Genomic DNA, 16,234 nt, shown 5'->3' with positions numbered 1-16,234 from the left:
CCCACCCCGACGGTGGAGGGCCTGCGGGGCATCTGGTCGATCCCCGGCGCGGAACGGACTAGAACGCGTAGTCCGCGATCACCCAGGTGGCGAACTCGCGCCACTGGGCGACACCCGCCTGGTGCGCGGGGTGGTCCAGGTAGCGCTGGAGCGCGTCCGTGTCCTCGACGGCCGAGTTGATGGCGAAGTCGTACGCGATCGGCCGGTCCGTGATGTTCCAGTCGCACTCCCAGAAGCGGAGCTCCGGAATCTGGTCGCCGAGCGCGCGGAACGCCTCGACACCGGCGACGACACGCGGCTCGTCGCGTGCGACGCCGTCGTTGAGCTTGAAGAGGACCAGATGGCGGATCACGAAAGGGCTCCTAGTTGATGAGTTCGGTCATGAACTCGCCGACACCCTGGGCGGCGCTGGAAATGCCCTCGAACCCTACCTGCACCAGATCGGCCGCCCGGGCCGGGGACGTGACGATCGTGTACAGCACAAAGACCACGACCGCGTACAGCGCGACCTTCTTCGCTTGCACCATTGCCCAGTCCTCCCCTGTTCCCCCGCCTGTTCCCCCGCCGTACGACCGCGCCACTCTAACCGAGGCTTTATGGACCAAGGGCCCGGTGATCGAGGCCTTTTGCCGCCCCCCGGAAGAGTGACGGGCGAGCAGGATGGATGTCGAGCCCGGAGGATCTGGCAGGAATCCGAAGGGCTCCTGGAACCGGCCCGCACTGCGGGGTCCGCGCCGCAAGCTTCCCCCTGACTGCGGCGCAGGACTTGTAGGACCGGTTCTCATCGGGGGGAGCGGCTTGTCCCCCCGATGCCGCTCCCCCCGTCCTAGCTTCCCGTCCTGGCTTCTTGCCCTGGATCCCCGCCCTGGCCCCGTCCCCACGGAAGAAGGCCCCGGCCGCGCCCCGAGCGCGCCGGGGCCTTTCCGGTACGGGCACAGGGGCGGTGCGGGGATACGCCGAAGGGCCCGGTGCAATGCACCGGGCCCTTCGATCGAAGCGGTAGCGGAGGGATTTGAACCCTCGGTGACTTGCGCCACACTCGCTTTCGAGGCGAGCTCCTTCGGCCGCTCGGACACGCTACCGAGAGAGAGCTTAGCCGAAACTGGCGCTGCGATGAAATCCGTATCCCCCGCGAGGTCAGGAGGGGTGTCAGCGGGTGCGGAAGAAGGCCGTCAGCTGCTCCGCGCACTCCTCGGCGAGCACGCCCTGGACCACCTCGGGGCGGTGGTTGAGCCGGCGGTCCCGTACGAGGTCCCAGAGCGAACCCGCCGCGCCCAGCTTCTCGTCGGGTGCGCCGAACACCACCCGCTCGACCCGCGACTGGACGAGTGCGCCCGCGCACATCACGCACGGCTCCAGGGTCACGACGAGCGTGCAGCCCGTCAGGCGCCACTCGCCGGTCGCCGCGGCCGCCCGGCGCAGGGCGAGCACCTCGGCGTGCGCGGTGGGGTCTCTGGTCGCCTCCCGCTCGTTGTGCCCGCGGGCGATCACGGTGCCGTCGGGGCCGAGCACGACCGCGCCGACCGGTACGTCACCGGCCGGCACGGCCGCGTCGGCCTCGGCGAGAGCGAGGCGCATGGCGTCCCGCCAGGGGTCCCGAACGGGGTCGGGGGCAGCTCCTACGGGTACAGCGCGTGCCACTAGCGGACGGCCTCCAGGACCTCGGCGGCCCCCAGAGCGTCCGCGATCTCCGCGAGCGCGTCGCTGTCGAGCGCCAGCAGATCGGCCGGCGGCATGCCGAGGTCCGCCAGGATCAGCCGGTCGCCGACCGGAGCGGCGGGCACGGCCTCGGCGGCGACGCCCGTCTCCTCGTCGTCCTCGTCCGAGTCGCCGTCGAGCGGCTCCCCGTCCTCGGTGCCGTCCAGGTCCAGCGACTCGAGCTCGTCGACGATGTCGTCCAGGTCGTCGCCGAGGATCTCCCGGGTGAGGATCTCCCCGTACGAGGAACGGGCGGCGGCGGCGCCGTCCGAGACGTAGATGCGAGGGTCTTCCTCACCCTCGATCCGAACGATCCCGAACCACGCGTCCTCCTGCTCGATGAAGACGATCACCGTGTCGTCGTCCGAGGCCTCGCGGGCGAGCTCGGTCAGATCCGACAGGGTCTCCACGTCGTCGAGCTCCGTGTCGCTCGCTTCCCACCCGTCTTCGGTGCGCGCGAGCAGTGCGGCGAAGTACACCTGACTCTCTCCCACTGATCAGAGGTGTGACGATCCGGCGGCGCGGTCCTTATGCCCCGCCCAATCGGCATCGTGACAGAAACGACGCCGACAGGAGAGGTCTTCGGCTCTTGCGTCGTGCATCAGTCTGAACGACCCCGCGATCGGGCGGGCGTGCGACCCCGGCGCACGCAGGGGGCGCACAAGGGGACGGGCCGGGGGGACACGCCGGGCGGGGCCGGGGACGGGCCTGGGGCGCGCCGTACGGGCCGGGGACGGGCCGGGGTACGCGCGGGTAAGGCCCTCACCAGCGGAAGGTCCGCATCCGCATGGCCTGGCGCATCCGGGCCGCCCGGGCGCGTCTCGGCTGTACGCGCTCACGCAGCGCCTTGGCCTCGCCCAGTTCGCGGAGGAACTGGGCGCGGCGCCTGCGGCGCTCCGCGTCGGTCTCCTGCACCGGCTTCCGGGCCGCCCCCTCGGCGGCGTTCTCGGCCGGTTCTTCCAGGTCGGGCATGGGCCACTCCACCCCATCGCCGGGTCCCCGTGTCCCCACCTTCCCCCAGTGGCGCGGGTCGACGCCAGTGCGCGGCGGGCTACTGTTGAGTCATGCGTCTCCACGTCGTCGATCACCCGCTGGTCGCCCACAAGCTCACCACGCTGCGCGACAAGCGCACGGATTCCGCGACCTTCCGTCGGCTCGCCGACGAGCTGGTCACCCTGCTCGCCTACGAGGCCACCAGGGACGTCCGGACCGAGCAGGTCGACATCGAGACCCCCGTGACGCCCACGACCGGCGTGAAGCTGTCGTACCCGCGTCCGCTGGTGGTCCCGATCCTGCGCGCCGGACTGGGCATGCTCGACGGCATGGTCCGGCTGCTCCCGACCGCCGAGGTCGGCTTCCTGGGCATGATCCGCAACGAGGAGACGCTGGAGGCGTCGACCTACGCGACGCGGATGCCGGAGGACCTCTCGGGTCGTCAGGTGTACGTCCTGGACCCGATGCTGGCGACCGGCGGCACGCTGGTCGCGGCGATCCAGGAGCTGATCAAGCGCGGCGCCGACGATGTGACCGCGGTCGTGCTCCTCGCCGCTCCGGAGGGCGTCGAGGTCATGGAGCGCGAGCTCGCGGGCACCCCCGTCACCGTCGTCACGGCCTCGGTCGACGAGCGTCTCAACGAGAACGGCTACATCGTTCCGGGCCTGGGCGACGCGGGCGACCGCATGTACGGCTCCGCCGAGTAGCAGGCTGCCGGCTTCGCCGAGGAACAAGCTGTCGGCTCCGCCGAGCAAAGCCTCGGCTGAGGCCTCGGCTGAGGCCCCTTCCAAGGCCTCAGCCGGCTCTTCAGCACTTTCCGGTCGGTACGGGCGCGGGTTTGGTCAGGGCGACCAGGGCCGCGTCCGCCGTCGTTTTCGGGGACAGGTTCTTGAAGGCGGTCCCGATGATCAGGTCCACGTCCGCGGTGCCCCGGGTGTCCGTCTTGGTCGTGGCGCCCGCGAGCTGGGTGCCGAGGACCGGGAAGGCGCCCTTGGTGGCGGTAGTGGCGCCGAGCAGCAGGCCGGCGCCGGGGACCTTCTTGTCGTAGGCGGTGGGTGCATTCCCCACCTTGCCGATCTTGAAGCCGCGTTTCTTGAGCTCGTCCGCGGTCGTCTTGGCGAGCCCGCTGCGCGGGGTCGCGTTGTAGACGTTGACCGTGATCTGGGCGGGCTTGGGGAAGGCGGCCGCGGGCGGGGTCGTCGCCTTGGCGACGGGTTTGCAGTCGGCCTGTCTGCCGGCCGTCGTCTTCTTGCCCTCGTCGCCCGAGAAGACGTCGACGAGCTGGAGCGTGCCCCAGCCGGCGGCGCCGAGCACGACCACGGCGGCCGCGGCCGCGAGGACGATCCTGCGACGGCGCCGCGGGCGGCGCATGCGGGGGTAGGTGTCCCCTGTGATGCGGTACTTTCCGCCCATTCCGGGGGGAGTGAGCATGCTCATGAACGCAGCGTAATGCCGCCCGTCGGCGATGCCTACTTGATGATCATGTGATCGCGTCCGGATGGGGGCGAACTGACCCCGAAAGGGTCAGCGGGTACGGGGCCGGTCGGCGCCGTCTCAGTCCATTTCCAGGACGCGGGCGTGCAGCACCTGGCGCTGCTGGAGCGCCGCGCGGACGGCGCGGTGCAGTCCGTCCTCGAGGTAGAGATCGCCCTGCCACTTCACGACGTGCGCGAAGAGGTCGCCGTAGAACGTGGAGTCCTCGGCGAGCAGCGTCTCCAGGTCCAGCTGGCCCTTGGTGGTGACCAGCTGATCGAGGCGGACCGGGCGCGGGGCGACGTCCGCCCACTGCCGGGTGCTTTCCCGGCCGTGGTCGGGATACGGCTTTCCGTTTCCGATGCGCTTGAAGATCACACGGAAAGCCTACCGGGCGAGCGGCTACCGGCGCAGCCATGCACGGGCAGTGGGATGCTGGTGCAAACCGTGACAAAACCGGAATTGGGGTGCCGTGATGAGCGTGAGCGAGCAGCCACCGGCCGCTGCCGGAGGAGCCCAGGAGGCCCCTGCCGCCGCACCGGCCGGGCCCGCCGCCGAGATCGCCGCCGGGTACGCCTTCGAGGGCGCGGCACTCGATCTGGGGGCTCTGCTCTGGGACGGTGCCTGTCACCCGGACGCGCCGATCCGGATCCCGCTGCCCGTGCTCAACCGGCACGGTCTGGTCGCCGGGGCCACCGGCACCGGCAAGACGAAGACCCTGCAGCTGATCGCCGAGCAGCTCTCGGCGAACGGCGTGCCGGTCTTCCTCGCCGACATCAAGGGCGACGTCTCCGGCGTCTCGGCCCCCGGGAAGGACGGCGAGAAGGTCCGGGAGCGGGCCGCCCAGGTCGGCCAGGAGTGGCGGGCGACGGGCTTCCCCTGCGAGTTCTACGGGCTCGGTGGGACCGGCCCCGGCATCCCGGTGCGCGCCACGGTGACCAGTTTCGGCCCCGTACTCCTGTCGAAGGTGCTCCAGCTCAACCAGACGCAGGAGCAGTCCCTCGGCCTGATCTTCCATTACGCCGATTCCAAGGGCCTGGAGCTGGTGGACCTGAAGGACCTGCGGGCGGTGGTGGCGTTCCTGGTCTCGGACGTCGGGAAGGCCGAGCTCAAGGGGATCGGCGGGCTCTCGACGGTGACGGCCGGGGTGATCCTGCGGTCGATCACGGCCTTCGAGCAGCAGGGCGCGGGGAACTTCTTCGGGGAGCCGGAGTTCGACACGTCCGAGTTCCTGCGGACGGCGGCGGACGGTCGGGGGATCGTCTCGGTCCTGGAGCTGCCGGCCGTGCAGGACAAGCCGCAGCTCTTCTCGACGTTCCTGATGTGGATGCTGGCGGACCTCTTCAACGACCTTCCGGAGGTCGGTGATCTGGAGAAGCCGAAGCTGGTCTTCTTCTTCGACGAGGCGCATCTGCTGTTCAAGGGGGCGTCGAAGCCGTTCCTGGAGTCGATCACCCAGACGGTGCGGCTGATCCGCTCGAAGGGGATCGGCGTGTTCTTCGTGACGCAGACGCCGAAGGACGTGCCCTCGGACGTGCTCGCCCAGCTCGGCAACCGGGTGCAGCACGCGCTGCGGGCCTTCACCCCGGACGACGCGAAGGCCCTCAAGGCGACGGTGCGGACGTTCCCGAACTCGCCGTACGACCTGGAGGAGGTCCTCACGGGGCTCGGTACGGGCGAGGCGGTGATCACCGTACTGAGCGAGAAGGGCGCCCCGACCCCGGTGGCGGCGACCCGGCTGCGGGCGCCGGAGTCGCTGATGGGCCCGATCGACGCGGCGGCCCTGGACGCGGCGGTGAAGGGCTCTCCGCTGTACGGGCGGTACGCGGAGGCGGTGGACCGCGAGTCGGCGTACGAGAAGCTGACGGCCGAGCAGCGGGCGGCGGAGGCGGCGGCCCTGGAGGCAGCGGCGGCCAAGGAGGCCGAGAAGCCGCAGAAGGAGGGTGCGGCGAGGGCTCCGAAGCCGGAGCCCTCGCTCGCCGAACAGGTGGTGGGCAGTGGGATGTTCAAGTCCCTGGCGCGGTCGATCGGCACCCAGCTGGGCCGGGAGATCAGCCGGTCGATCTTCGGTACTGCCCGCCGTAAGCGGTAACAGGCCCTACAGGGCTACTGGGTGACCTCGTCGTGGTCGCTGTGCAGGCCGCCGCCGCTGCTCTCGCCGCCCGTGGTCGGGGTGGAGACGACCGGCTTGCGCAGGGAGGAGATGTCGTGGGCGTAGGTGCCCACGGCGTTGGCGATGACCTTGATGTTGGCGTCGAAGGCCTTCATGTCGACGTTCTTCAGGTCGTCGCCCTTGGCGTGGTAGTTCACGTCGTACGCGACGCCCGCCGTGCCGCCGAACTTGGCCGCCTGGGCCGCGGTCTTGATGCCCTCGGCGCCGGTGAAGGTGCCGCCGGAGGGGATGCCGACCTCGATGAACGGGCCGTAGTCGGAGCGGCCGGAGAAGTCGGTGCCCTCGTGCGGGAGTCCGCGCTTGTCCATGAAGCCGGTGATGTCCCGCTCCAGCTGGGCGGAGCCCTCGGGGCCCGCGCCCGCGCCGACGTTGTCCGAGTTGTCGCCGTCGTAGACGAACAGGCCGTAGTTCGGCGAGGCGATCATGTCGAAGTTGAGGTAGAGCTTGATCTCGCTCTTGTCGAGCGCGGTGAGGTTGTTGACGTAGTGCTCGGAGCCGAGGAGGCCGTTCTCCTCCGCGGACCACCAGGCGAAGCGGACCTTGTTGCGGACCTTGTCCTTCGACTTGGCGAGCTCCAGGGCGGTCTGGAGGAGACCGGCGGAGCCGGAGCCGTTGTCGTTGATGCCGGGGCCGGCGGTGACGGAGTCGAGGTGCGAGCCGAGCATCACGGTGTTGGCGGCGTTGCCGCCCTTGGTCTCCGCGATGACGTTGTTGGTGATGCGCTTCTGCTGGAGCTGGCGGACCTCGAAGGAGAGGTTGATCGCGCCCTTGGCGAGGTCGGCGGCGAGCTGCTCGCCCTCGGCCTGGGTGAGGCCACCGGTCGGGATCTTGCCCGCGGCGGGCTCGCCGAGGGTGCCGGAGAGGACGCCCGCGACGTTGTTGTAGATGAGCGCGCCGGCGGCGCCGGCCGCGGCGGCCTGCTGCTGCTTGATCGCGAAGGAGCAGCCGCCGCGCTTGATGAGCGCGATCTTTCCGGTGAAGGTGCCCGAGGCGTAGTCGCCGGGCTCGCAGCCGGTGGTGCCGTCGGCGTCGACGGTCACGGCGGCCAGATCGGCCTTGATGCCGCCGACCGGGGTGGACGTGGTGTACGTCATCGCCTTGACGTCGAGGGCGCGGGGCGCGGGCGAGACGACGGAGACCTTCTCGGCGAGCGTCTCGGTGTAGATGAAGTCGAACTGCTCGTACGAGACGTTGTAGCCGGCCTTCTTGAGCTGCTGGTACACGTACGCGGCCGAGGCGTCGTGTCCGAGGGTGCCGGCGGCGCGGTGACCGCCGGCCGAGTCGGCTATCGCCTGGAACTTCTGCAGGTGCTTGTAGGCGCCCTGGCCAGTGGTTTCGCGGACCAGCTTCTTCGCCAGCTGGGCGGCATCGCGGGCGGGTGCGGCCGTGGGGTCCTTCACCGCGGTGGCGGGGGAGGCAAGGACCAGCGGGGTGGCGAGGGCGGCGGCGGCCAGAATGGCCGCGGCTCGGCGCTGGGTAGCGTTCACAGAAGTCCTTCCCGTTACGGACGAGGTTGAGGGGAAGTTAGCGATCAGCAGGGCGTTCTGTGAACACCTTCTCCACAATTCCTGTCACGTAGAGCAGGATTGAAATCTGGAATTTTCAATTCCCGGACGGTTTCTGATCCTTGGTGGCTTTTGCGGCTTTCTCTGCTTTCGCCGCCGCCTTCATCTCCTGCTTGTGCGCCCGTACCTTCGCCAGCGACTCCGGGCCGGTGATGTCGGCGGCCGAACGGTACGAGCCCTGCTCGCCGTACGCGCCCGCCGCCTCCCGCCAGCCCGCGGGCCGCACGCCGTACTGCTTGCCGAGCAGCGCCAGGAAGATCTGCGCCTTCTGTTTGCCGAAGCCGGGCAGCGCCTGGAGCCGCGCGAGCAGCTCCTTCCCGGTCGCCGCGTCCGCCCAGACGGCCTCGGCATCGCCCCCGTACTCCTCGACGAGGAAGGCGCACAGTTGCTGTACGCGCTGGGCCATCGACCCCGGGTAGCGGTGAACGGCCGGCTTCTCGGAGAGCAGCGCGGCGAACTCCTCGGGGTCCCGGGCGGCGATCTCGTGCGCGTCGAGATCGTCCGCGCCCAGCCGCGAGGCGATGGTGTACGGCCCGGAGAACGCCCACTCCATCGGGACCTGCTGGTCGAGGAGCATGCCGACGAGCGCGGCCAGCGGCGACCGGCCGAGCAGCGCGTCGGCCTCCGCCTGCTGGGCGAGATGGATCTCCGGGTACGGGGCGGCGGCGGGGCTCTTGGACACGGGGCTCATGCCTCGATCATCCCGCCCTGGCGGGCCGCCCGCCCGGTGGATTCACCCCATCGCGAAGTCGTCCAGGGCGGTGAGGATCAGCTTCCCGGTCTCCTCGCCGCCCAGGTGACCGGCGCTCTCGACCACGTGCAGCCGGGCGTCCGGCCAGGCCCGGGACAGCTCCCAGGCGGTGCCGAGCGGCCCGCCCATGTCGAGCCGGCCGTGGATCAGGACACCGGGGATGCCGGCGAGCCGGTGGGCGTCGCGGATCAGGGCGCCCTCCTCCAGCCAGGCGCCGTGCGCGAAGTAGTGCGAGCAGATCCGGACGAAGCCGAGCCGGGTGTCGTCGACCCGGTCGGTGTAAGGGGTGCCCTGGCCCTCCATGGAGAGGACCGCGTCCTCCCAGGCGCACCAGTCGGCGGCGGCCTTCTCCCGGACGGCCCGGTCGGGGTGGTTCATGAGGGCGGCGTAGGCGCCGACGAGGTCCGAGGCCCCGTCGCTCGTCGCAGCCCCGCCGGCGCCCGAGGCCCTGTCGGTCCCCGAGGCCCCTTCGGCCCCCGAGGCCCTGTCGGCCAACGAGGCCCCTTCGGCCCCCGCTCGGAAGCGCTCGTGGGCCTCGGGGAAGAACCGCCCCACACCCTCGTACAGCCAGGCCGTCTCGGAGCGGCGGGTGGTCGTCACGGCCGCGATCACGATCTCCGTCACCCTCTCCGGGTACGCCTCCGCGTACGCCAGGATCAGCGTGGAGCCCCAGGAGCCGCCGTACAGCAGCCAGCGGTCGATCCCGAGGTGCTCGCGCAGCCGCTCCATGTCCGCGACCAGGTGCGCGGTGGTGTTCACGGCCATGTCGGCGGCCGGATCGCTCGCGTGCGGGGTGGAGCGGCCGCAACCGCGCTGGTCGAAGAGGACCAGACGGTACGCCTCCGGGTCGAAGAAGCGGCGGCTGCGCGGCGAGGACCCGGAGCCCGGCCCGCCGTGGACGACGAGCGCGGGCTTGCCCTCCGGGTTGCCGGAGACCTCCCAATGGATGAGATTGCCGTCGCCCACGTCGAGCAGGCCCTGGTCGTACGGTGCGGCGATGTCGGAGTACATCCGGTCGAGCTTAGTGACCCTTGATGCGCACCGTGGGGTCCTCGCACCATGCCAGGAGCGCGGGCCACTCCCCGTACCCCGAATCGGGGTTGAGGTGCTTCCCGTCCGGTACGAGGTCCACGTCGAGGCCGAGCGGGAGGCCGTAGTGCAGGTCGGCGCCCTCGGGGCAGTAGGGGTCGCCGTCGCCGTACACCAGGCGCGCGTCGAGACCCGGCTCGGTCAGGTCGAGCCCGTCGGCGAAGGCGGCGATCCCGGGGATCGAGGCGGTCACCGGCGGCGAGGGCGGGGCGACGAGCAGCACCCGGTCGGCGAGCGGCCTGCGGGCGCCCGCCCGCAGCCACAGCAGCACGGACAGGCTGTGCGCGAGGACCACGAACTCGCCCTCGGCCGGCCGCTTCCCGTGCTCGTCGAGCGCGGCGAGCCAGTCCGCGAGCACGGGCGCGTCCGGCTCGGGCAGCTGCGGGTAGCGCACCTCGTGGCCGCGCGCCCGCAGCTCCCCGGCGAGCCAGTGCTGCCAGTGGCCGGGCGGGCGGTGGTTCTCGTAACCGTGCAGGATCAGATACGTGGTCATGCCACGATCCTGCGGCCGATGCCCGGCCCCGGTCCACCACCGTCCACGGAGCGGGCGTCCGGTCGCACCGCGACGGCTCAGCCGCCCACGTACTCCCTCAGATGGCGGGCCGTCAGGGTGTCTCCCTTCTCCACCAGTTCGGCGGGCGTGCCCTCGAAGACGATCAGGCCGCCGTCGTGTCCTGCGCCCGGACCGAGGTCGATCAGCCAGTCGGCGTGGGCCATGACGGCCTGGTGGTGCTCGATCACGACGACCGTGTTGCCGGCCTCGACGAGCCGGTCGAGGAGGGCGAGGAGCTTGTCGACGTCGGCCAGGTGGAGGCCGGTGGTCGGCTCGTCGAGGACGTAGACGGCGCCCTTCTCCGCCATGTGGATGGCGAGCTTGAGGCGCTGGCGTTCGCCGCCGGACAGCGTGTTGAGGGGCTGGCCGAGGCGGAGGTAGCCGAGACCGACGTCCTTGAGGCGGCCGAGGATCGTGCGGGCCTGGCTCTTGGTGGTGAAGAAGTCGTACGCCTCCTCGATCGACAGCGACAGGACCTCGTGGATGTTCTTGCCGTTCAGCCGGTACGTGAGGACCTCGGGCGTGAACCGCTTGCCCTCGCACTCCTCGCAGACCGAGGCGACGCCCGCCGCGATGGCCAGGTCGGTGTAGACGAGCCCGAGGCCGTTGCAGCGGGGGCAGGCGCCCTCCGAATTGGCGCTGAAGAGGGCCGGCTTGACGCCGTTGGCCTTGGCGAAGGCCGTACGGATCGGGCCGAGGAGCCCGGTGTAGGTCGCCGGGTTCGAGCGGCGCGAGCCCCGGATGGGGGACTGGTCGGCGACGACGACCCCCTCGCGGCCCGGCAGGTTGCCGTGGATGAGGGAGGACTTGCCGGAGCCCGCCACACCCGTGACCACGGTCAGGACCCCGGACGGGATCTCGACGCTCACGTCCTTGAGGTTGTGCTGCGTGGCGCCGGTGATGCTCAGGGCGCCGCTGGGGACGCGTACCTCCGTGCGGAGCTTCGCCCGGTGCGCGAGGTGGTTCCCGGTGAGGGTGCCGGAGGTGCGCAGGCCGGGAACGTTTCCGCTGTAACAGATCTCGCCGCCCGCGGTGCCGGCGCGCGGACCGAGGTCGACGACGTGGTCGGCGATCTCGATGACCTCGGGCTTGTGCTCGACGACGAGTACGGTGTTGCCCTTGTCGCGCAGCCGCAGGAGCAGGTCGTTCATGCGCCGGACGTCGTGCGGGTGCAGCCCGGTGGTCGGCTCGTCGAACACGTACGTGACGTCGGTCAGCGGGGAGCCGAGGTGGCGGACCATCTTCACGCGCTGGGCCTCGCCGCCGGAGAGCGTGCCGGAGGACCGGTCGAGGGAGAGGTAGCCGAGGCCGATCTCGACGAGCGAGTCGAGGAGTTCGCGCAGGCCGGCGAGGAGCGGGGCGACCGAGGGGTCCTCGATCCGGCGGACGAACGCGGCGAGGTCGCTGATCTGCATCGCCGAGCACTCGGCGATGTTCACCCCGTCGATACGGGAGGACAGCGCGGCCCGGGTGAGCCGGGCGCCCTCGCACTCGGGGCAGGTGCGGAAGCCGACGGCCCGGTCGACGAAGGCGCGGATGTGGGCCTGCATGGCCTCCCGGTCCTTGGCGAGGACGGTCCGCTGGAGCTTCACCACGAGGCCCTCGTAGGTGAAGTTGTTGGTGCCGACCTTCACCTTGCAGGACGGCTTGTGGAGGAAGTCCTCCCACTCCTGGTCGGTGAAGTCCGCGAGCTTCTTGTCGGGGTCGTAGAAACCGGAGTGGGCCATGACCTGCCACATCCAGGAGTCGACGGCGTAGCCCGGCACGGTGATGGCGCCCTCGTTGAGGGACTTGGTGCGGTCGACGAGTTCGTCGACGTCGATGTCGGAGATCTGGCCGGTGCCCTCGCAGCGCGGGCACATGCCCTCGGGCAGGTTGAAGCTGAAGGCGCCCGAGGTGCCGACGTGGGGGGTGCCGAGGCGGCTGAAGACGATCCGCAGCATCGTGTACGCGTCGGTGGCGGTGCCCACGGTGGAGCGCGAGTTGGCGCCCATCCGCTCCTGGTCGACGACGATCGCGGCGCTCAGGTTGTGCAGTCCGTCGACGTCGGGGCGGGCGAGGGACGGCATGAAGGACTGCAGGAAGGCGCTGTACGTCTCGTTGATCAGCCGCTGCGACTCGGCGGCGATGGTGCCGAAGACGAGGGAGGACTTCCCGGAGCCGGAGACCCCGGTGAAGACGGTGAGGCGGCGCTTGGGGAGGTCGACGTCGACGTTCCTGAGGTTGTTCTCCCGGGCCCCGCGGACCTGGATGACGTGGTGGCTGTCCGCTGCGACGGGGTGGTTCACCGGGTGGTTCATGCGTGCGCCTCCGATGGTCGTCCTGCTGGCCGGGAAAGAGTACTCTATACAGCGTATAAAGTAAGGCGATATCGGTTTGACCTGCGAGAACGGAACGACATGGTGGCGGCGAAGGGGAACGACAGCAGCGGCGCGGGCGACCCGGCGCGCACCCTGGAACTCCTCTGGCGCGACGGCTCGGCCGCTCCGGCGGGGCGCCGCGGCCCCCGGCAGGGCCTCACGGTCGACGCGGTCGTCGAGGCCGCCCTCGCCCTCGCGGACGGCGGCGGGCTCGCCGCGCTGACCATGCGCGCGGTGGCCCAGCACCTCGGAGTGACCCCGATGACGCTCTACACCTACGTCCCCGGCAAGGCGGAGCTCCTCGACCTCATGCTGGACAGCGTCTTCCTGCGGATGGACCGGCCGCCGTTCCGCCTCGACGAGCCCTGGCGGGCCCGCGTCACCGCGGTCGCGGACGCGAACCGGGCCCTGCACCTGCGCCACCCGTGGCTGGTCGAACTCCGCATCGTGCGCGCCCCGTTGGGGCCCGGCGTGATGACCAAGTACGAGTACGAGCTCGCGGCCTTCGAGGGGCTCGGCCTCGACGACGTGGCCCGTGACTCGGCGCTGACGTACGTCCTCGGTTTCGTGCAGTCCGGCGCGCGGGCGGAGCTCGACGCGCGGGCCGAGGAGCGGGAGAGCGCGATGTCGGACGGGGAGTGGTGGGAGGCCCACGAGCCGCTGCTCGCCCGGGCGTTGGACGAGTCGCGGTTCCCGCTGGCGCGGCGGGTGGGGGAGGCGGCGGCGATCGCGTACGACGGGCTGTACGACGCGGAACACGCGTACCGCTTCGGTCTGGCGCGGGTGCTGGACGGGCTGGTGGCGCTGGGCTCGCGCGCCGTCTAGAGCGATCTGACCTCGGGCCGGCAGCCTTCAGCCCGCAGCCGGGAGAAGTCTCCGTGCCCCCGCCTTCAGGCCCGCAGTCGGAGCAGTTCCCGTACCCCCGCCTTGAGGCGATCGGCCGACAGTTCCTGCTCGACGGCCAGGTGGTGCATGACGTCCGGCGAGAACGACGAGAGCAGCAGGTGCGCGAGGAGCGTGCTGTCGGACCCGGGCTTGAGCCGTCCGATGAGCAGGGCCACATGGGTGTGCATCACCCGGTACGCGCCGCTGTGGTAGCGGGCGCGGGGTGCGGCGGTGTGCGCGGCGAGCAGGAGCGAGCGCTGCTCGCCGACGCGGTCGACGAGCGCGTCGAGGAAGGCGTCGAGCCGCACCTCGGCCGGGGCGCCGGGTCCGAGCGGCGGCGGGCCGCTCATGTACGCCTCCTGGAACTGGCGCTCGCGGTCGTCGAGGAGCGCCCACAGGAGCTGGGAGACGTCGCCGAAGCGACGGTAGACGGTGCCGACGCCGATGCCGCTGGCGTGGGCGACCTGGTTCATGGTGACGGCCTCGGGGCCGTCCTCGGCGATGATCCGGGCCGCCGCGTCGAGGATCTTGCGGCGGTTGCGGGCCGCGTCGGCGCGTTCCGGCGCGGGGGCGTCGACGGTGGGGAGCAGTCCGAGCAGCGGCGCGGCCGCCGTGCCTCCGGCCTGCGGATTCTCCGTGCTCATCTGCCGACTCCCTGTCCTTGGTGCGTGCGCCGCCTGCGCGCGCTGTGGCTCGTTCGCGCCCCGTCTCCCCCTTCCGGTAGCCCTCGATGTGAGCATACCCGTGCCCCTTGCGAACCGGATAGGGATCCGCTTAACCTCGAAGCATTGAAACGGAAACTGATCCGGTTGAGGAGATCGCCATGTCCGTGAAGGTCGCCGTCATCTACTACTCGGCCACGGGTAGCGTCCACCAGCTCGCCCAGGCCGTCGCCGAAGGCGCCGAGAAGGCCGGTGCCGAGGTGCGTCTGCGCCGGGTGCCCGAGCTCGCCCCCGCCGCCGCGATCGACTCGAACCCGGCCTGGCGCGCGCATGTGGACGCCACCGGTGACGTGGAGGTCGCCACCCTTGAGGACCTGGAGTGGGCGGACGCGTACGCGCTCGGCTCCCCGACCCGCTTCGGCAACGTGGCCGCGCAGCTCAAGCAGTACATCGACACCACGGGCGGCCTCTGGCAGCAGGGCGTCATGGCGGACAAGCCCGCGACGGCCTTCACCAGCGCGCACAACCTGCACGGCGGCAACGAGTCGACGCTGCTCGCGCTCTACAACACCTTCCACCACTGGGGCTCGGTCATCGTCTCCCCCGGCTTCACCGACCCGGCGGTCTACGCGGCGGGCGGCAACCCGTACGGCACGGCGCACCCGGGTGCGAACGGCGCCCCGGAGGAGAACGTCCTCGCGGCCGCCCGCTACCAGGGGCGGCGCCTGACGACGTTCGCGAAGCGCCTGAAGGGCCTCGCGGTCGACTGACGGGTGCCCGGAGACGAGCCGTACCCCCGGGGGATCTCCCCCGGGGGTACGTGTGTCCGGCGGTTCTGAGGTGCCGGCGGGCCTACGCCAGCGACAGGAAGAGCTTCTCCAGTCGCTTCCGCATCGCGTCACGGTCCTCACCGTTCCGGCGGGCGTCCTCGACGTCGGTCAGGCACTGCTGGAGTCCGGTCGCGATGATCGCGAACCCGGCTCGGTCGAGGGCCCGGGAGGCGGCGGCCAGCTGGGTCACGACCTCCTCGCAGTCCCGGCCTTCCTCGATCATGCGGATCACGCCCGAGATCTGGCCCTGGGCCCGGCGCAGCCGGTTCAGTACCGCCTTGAGCTCCGCACCAGCGAGATCCAGTTCCACAGCCACTCCTCACAGATACCCCAGGGGGTAATTTACTCCCCGCGCGGGGCTCCGTCGAAGACCAAGGATGACACCTGTGTCAGGGTGCGGGCTCGGAAGCGGGCGGGGAGGCGGGCGCGGGGGCGGCTGCCGAAGCAGGAGTGGGCGCGGGCGCGGGGGCGGCGGCGTACCGGCGGAGGAACATCTCCACCCCGTCCACGACGAGCCGCTCGCCCAGTTCCTCGCCGAGCTCCGTCCCGTACTGCTCGAACACCATCTGCGGGAAGACGAGCAGCGAGTAGAGCTGGAGGACGGCGACCTCCAGGTCGGGAATGTCGAGGAGCCCGCGGTCGGCGAGGGTGCGCAGGGCGTCCGCGACGGCGGGGTGGTGGCCGGCCGGGCCGTGTGCGCGCCAGGCGCGGCCCAGCTCGGGGAAGCGGTGGAGCTCGGTGGCGACGAGGGTGCGCAGGGCGCGGCCCTCGGCGTCGGCGCGGACGGCCCGCCCCCAGGCGCGACCGGCCTCGACGAGCGCGGCCTTGAGCCGGTCGGGCCCGTCGGCTTCGACGAGCCGCGCGAGATCGGGCCCGCCGGTCTGTCCGTCACCCGCCGTCTGTCCGTCACCGGCCAGGGGCTCGTCGAGGACACCCGCGACCACGGCGGTGAAGAGGGCTTCCTTGCTGCCGAAGTGGTTGTAGACGGTGACCTTGGAGACGCCCGCCTCGGCGGCGATGGCGTCCATGCCGACGCCGAAGCCCTCGCGGAGGAAGAGGTCGCGCGCGGCCCGTACGACGGCCTGCCGCTTGCGGGCGGCGCGGGGGCCGGTGGGGGCGGGCTTGGCGGCCGGTGCGGGCTGGGCGTCCATGGCTCCACCCTACCAACGGAACTGTACTGTTGAGTTCAACTGTACTGTGCC

19 protein-coding genes and 1 tRNA gene are annotated in these 16,234 nt (G+C 71.1%); 4 read left to right on the top strand and 16 right to left on the bottom strand.

What is annotated here, in order from left to right; genetic code table 11:
* Positions 1-58 precede the first annotated feature (58 nt).
* From OG259_RS20515 to OG259_RS20490, 6 genes are all read right to left on the bottom strand, one after another.
* Complete coding sequence (locus OG259_RS20515) at positions 59-352, bottom strand: Dabb family protein (protein WP_055599441.1); 294 nt, start codon at positions 350-352, stop codon at positions 59-61.
* Between the two features lie 10 nt (positions 353-362).
* Positions 363-527 carry a hypothetical protein gene (locus tag OG259_RS20510; protein WP_015034987.1) on the bottom strand — a complete coding sequence of 55 codons (165 nt, stop codon included), beginning with the start codon at positions 525-527 and terminating at the stop codon, positions 363-365.
* Between the two features lie 470 nt (positions 528-997).
* Positions 998-1,082: transfer RNA gene (locus OG259_RS20505), tRNA-Ser, on the bottom strand.
* Between the two features lie 67 nt (positions 1,083-1,149).
* A complete protein-coding gene (gene tadA / locus OG259_RS20500; RefSeq protein ID WP_328943592.1) occupies positions 1,150-1,578 on the bottom strand; it encodes a tRNA adenosine(34) deaminase TadA in 429 nt (142 codons plus the stop codon).
* A 62-nt stretch (positions 1,579-1,640) separates the two neighbouring features.
* A complete protein-coding gene (locus OG259_RS20495) occupies positions 1,641-2,177 on the bottom strand; it encodes a tRNA adenosine deaminase-associated protein (RefSeq protein ID WP_266894349.1) in 537 nt (178 codons plus the stop codon).
* 283 nt (positions 2,178-2,460) lie between these two features.
* Positions 2,461-2,670 (bottom strand): hypothetical protein, encoded by a 210-nt coding sequence (locus tag OG259_RS20490; protein ID WP_328943591.1) that lies wholly within the window; start codon positions 2,668-2,670, stop codon positions 2,461-2,463.
* 92 nt (positions 2,671-2,762) lie between these two features.
* Between OG259_RS20490 and upp the strand changes: the two genes are divergently transcribed.
* On the top strand, positions 2,763-3,398 hold the full coding sequence (gene upp, locus OG259_RS20485; RefSeq protein ID WP_015034991.1) for a uracil phosphoribosyltransferase: 636 nt from the start codon (positions 2,763-2,765) through the stop codon (positions 3,396-3,398).
* Between the two features lie 100 nt (positions 3,399-3,498).
* On the opposite strand, the gene OG259_RS20480 is transcribed toward upp, so the two are convergent.
* Together OG259_RS20480 and OG259_RS20475 are read right to left on the bottom strand one after the other, a co-directional pair.
* On the bottom strand, positions 3,499-4,128 hold the full coding sequence (locus OG259_RS20480; RefSeq protein WP_328943590.1) for a LytR C-terminal domain-containing protein: 630 nt from the start codon (positions 4,126-4,128) through the stop codon (positions 3,499-3,501).
* A 117-nt stretch (positions 4,129-4,245) separates the two neighbouring features.
* Positions 4,246-4,542: a type II toxin-antitoxin system VapB family antitoxin gene (locus OG259_RS20475; RefSeq protein WP_015034993.1), complete on the bottom strand. Its 297-nt coding sequence runs from the start codon at positions 4,540-4,542 to the stop codon at positions 4,246-4,248.
* Between the two features lie 97 nt (positions 4,543-4,639).
* Between OG259_RS20475 and OG259_RS20470 the strand changes: the two genes are divergently transcribed.
* The gene (locus OG259_RS20470) at positions 4,640-6,256 is read left to right on the top strand and encodes a helicase HerA-like domain-containing protein (protein WP_328943589.1); all 1,617 of its coding nucleotides are present in this window, start codon (positions 4,640-4,642) and stop codon (positions 6,254-6,256) included.
* Between the two features lie 14 nt (positions 6,257-6,270).
* Here the strand turns inward: OG259_RS20470 and OG259_RS20465 are convergent, their stop codons facing one another.
* The 5 genes from OG259_RS20465 to OG259_RS20445 form a co-directional block, all read right to left on the bottom strand.
* Positions 6,271-7,824, bottom strand: a complete 1,554-nt coding sequence (locus tag OG259_RS20465; RefSeq protein ID WP_328943588.1) for a M28 family metallopeptidase — start codon at positions 7,822-7,824, stop codon at positions 6,271-6,273.
* A gap of 115 nt (positions 7,825-7,939) precedes the next feature.
* Positions 7,940-8,593, bottom strand: a complete 654-nt coding sequence (locus OG259_RS20460) for an HhH-GPD-type base excision DNA repair protein (RefSeq protein ID WP_328943587.1) — start codon at positions 8,591-8,593, stop codon at positions 7,940-7,942.
* A 42-nt stretch (positions 8,594-8,635) separates the two neighbouring features.
* Complete coding sequence (locus OG259_RS20455; RefSeq protein WP_328943586.1) at positions 8,636-9,664, bottom strand: alpha/beta fold hydrolase; 1,029 nt, start codon at positions 9,662-9,664, stop codon at positions 8,636-8,638.
* A 10-nt stretch (positions 9,665-9,674) separates the two neighbouring features.
* Positions 9,675-10,235, bottom strand: a complete 561-nt coding sequence (locus tag OG259_RS20450; protein ID WP_328943585.1) for an RBBP9/YdeN family alpha/beta hydrolase — start codon at positions 10,233-10,235, stop codon at positions 9,675-9,677.
* A gap of 77 nt (positions 10,236-10,312) precedes the next feature.
* Positions 10,313-12,595: an excinuclease ABC subunit UvrA gene (locus OG259_RS20445; RefSeq protein WP_328943584.1), complete on the bottom strand. Its 2,283-nt coding sequence runs from the start codon at positions 12,593-12,595 to the stop codon at positions 10,313-10,315.
* Between the two features lie 99 nt (positions 12,596-12,694).
* Here OG259_RS20445 and OG259_RS20440 point away from each other — a divergent pair, with 99 nt between their 5' ends.
* Positions 12,695-13,480, top strand: a complete 786-nt coding sequence (locus OG259_RS20440; protein ID WP_328943583.1) for a TetR/AcrR family transcriptional regulator C-terminal domain-containing protein — start codon at positions 12,695-12,697, stop codon at positions 13,478-13,480.
* A gap of 65 nt (positions 13,481-13,545) precedes the next feature.
* On the opposite strand, the gene OG259_RS20435 is transcribed toward OG259_RS20440, so the two are convergent.
* The gene (locus OG259_RS20435) at positions 13,546-14,184 is read right to left on the bottom strand and encodes a TetR/AcrR family transcriptional regulator (RefSeq protein WP_328943582.1); all 639 of its coding nucleotides are present in this window, start codon (positions 14,182-14,184) and stop codon (positions 13,546-13,548) included.
* Between the two features lie 179 nt (positions 14,185-14,363).
* Between OG259_RS20435 and wrbA the strand changes: the two genes are divergently transcribed.
* Entirely contained in the window at positions 14,364-14,972 is a 609-nt protein-coding gene (gene wrbA, locus OG259_RS20430; RefSeq protein WP_328943581.1) for an NAD(P)H:quinone oxidoreductase, read from the top strand.
* An 82-nt stretch (positions 14,973-15,054) separates the two neighbouring features.
* On the opposite strand, the gene OG259_RS20425 is transcribed toward wrbA, so the two are convergent.
* Together OG259_RS20425 and OG259_RS20420 are read right to left on the bottom strand one after the other, a co-directional pair.
* Positions 15,055-15,342: a metal-sensitive transcriptional regulator gene (locus tag OG259_RS20425; RefSeq protein WP_266894376.1), complete on the bottom strand. Its 288-nt coding sequence runs from the start codon at positions 15,340-15,342 to the stop codon at positions 15,055-15,057.
* Positions 15,343-15,421: 79 nt separating this feature from the next.
* Complete coding sequence (locus OG259_RS20420) at positions 15,422-16,183, bottom strand: TetR/AcrR family transcriptional regulator (protein ID WP_328943580.1); 762 nt, start codon at positions 16,181-16,183, stop codon at positions 15,422-15,424.
* Between the last annotated feature and the right edge of the window lie 51 nt (positions 16,184-16,234).

Source organism: Streptomyces sp. NBC_00250 (assembly GCF_036192275.1).
Taxonomy (GTDB): Bacteria; Actinomycetota; Actinomycetes; order Streptomycetales; family Streptomycetaceae; genus Streptomyces.
Note: the sequence above shows the minus strand (reverse complement) of the source record. Positions and strands in the feature narration are given on the sequence as shown.